The organism is Bacteroidota bacterium, from assembly GCA_034723125.1.
Classification (GTDB): Bacteria; Bacteroidota; Bacteroidia; order CAILMK01; family JAAYUY01; genus JAYEOP01.
This window is the reverse complement of sequence record JAYEOP010000480.1, coordinates 1-1,335: the sequence shown is the minus strand read 5'-3', so window position 1 is coordinate 1,335 and position 1,335 is coordinate 1. Positions and strand designations below refer to the sequence as shown.

At 27.1% G+C, this 1,335-nt stretch carries 2 protein-coding genes; both read left to right on the top strand.

Going from position 1 to position 1,335, the window contains the following annotated elements:
• Nucleotides 1–457, top strand: a 457-nt coding sequence (gene tsaA / locus U9R42_12440) for a tRNA (N6-threonylcarbamoyladenosine(37)-N6)-methyltransferase TrmO (protein MEA3496826.1), incomplete at its 5' end; no start/stop codon positions are given.
• A 76-nt stretch (nt 458–533) separates the two neighbouring features.
• Complete coding sequence (locus tag U9R42_12435) at nt 534–1,157, top strand: class I SAM-dependent methyltransferase (GenBank protein MEA3496825.1); 624 nt, start codon at nt 534–536, stop codon at nt 1,155–1,157.
• Nucleotides 1,158–1,335 lie beyond the last annotated feature (178 nt).

Sequence of the window (1,335 nt, the reverse complement as noted above, 5' to 3'; positions counted from 1 at the left end):
TCAATTAGTGATGTATTTTATGAAAAATGATATGAATTTTGAAATAATTGGAAAAATCCACACTCCTTATAAAGATGTTGCTCCTTTTGTTCCTGATGAAAAATTGTGTGATGGAGAATTTGTAATTGAGTTATTTCCTGAATATCAAAAGGCTTTGTATAAATTGGACAGATTCAATTATATTTATGTTCTTTTTTATATAGATAAAGCTAAACAAGCAAAATTAAGGGTTTTTCCTCCTTACGAAAAAGCAGCTGAAGTAGGATTGTTTGCCAGTAGGTCGCCTAATCGTTTTAATCCTATTGGTCTTAGTATTGTAAAAATAAAAAAAATAAAAGATAACAAAATTTATACATCATGTATTGATGCTTTTAATGGAACTCCATTGATTGATATTAAACCGTATTTTAAGGATATGGATATAAAAGCCGATTCCAATAATGGATGGAAAGATTAGTAAATTGAATCCAATTTTTTTAAATGTAGGAATTTTTTTGACATAATTCATTAGTATCTGAAAAAAATAAGTAATTATGAAACAAAATGCATTATTTCACCCGCGTATTTTTCATGACCAAGAATGGGCAGAAGGTTATTACAAACGTAATAAAAAAAATATTGAAAAAGTAGGAAAACGTTTTGTTAAACTATTAAAAACAATTGATTTTACAAAGGGAACTATTCTGGATGTCGGATGTGGATTTGCATCTGTGCCTATTGAAATAGCTAAAACTTTTCCTGAAGCAAAAATTATTGGAATTGACTTAAGTGAGCCTTTGCTTGATATTGGACGAACTTTAATTAGCAATGAAAGATTAGAAAAACAAATTACTCTTTTAAATGGAGATGCTCAGGACTTGCAATATGAAAACGATTCATTTGATGTTGTCATAAATACATTTTTACTTCATATTGTTGAAAAACCTATTTTAATGCTCAATGAGATTGATAGAGTGGCAAAACCTGAAGCAAAAATATTAATAACTGACTTAAACCGTGGCTTTCTTGCATATTTTGTCAAAAAATTTAGAACAGCATACACCCTAAAAGAAGCAACTGATATTATTGAAAATTCTGAAATTAGAGAAGGAATATTGTCAACAGGATTATTTTGGTGGGATTACATTTTTACAAATAAAAGTGAAAAATTAAAATAAAAAAATTATTATCTTTGCGACCAGATTTAAGATACATTCAAAATTTATTAGGACATAAAAATATTAAAACTACAGAAATTTATACTCAAGTGATTTGACAAAATTGATAATCCGCTGGTTAACATTAAATTATGAAATTTTTTAACAAAATATATAATGGAAATATAATGACCAGTCA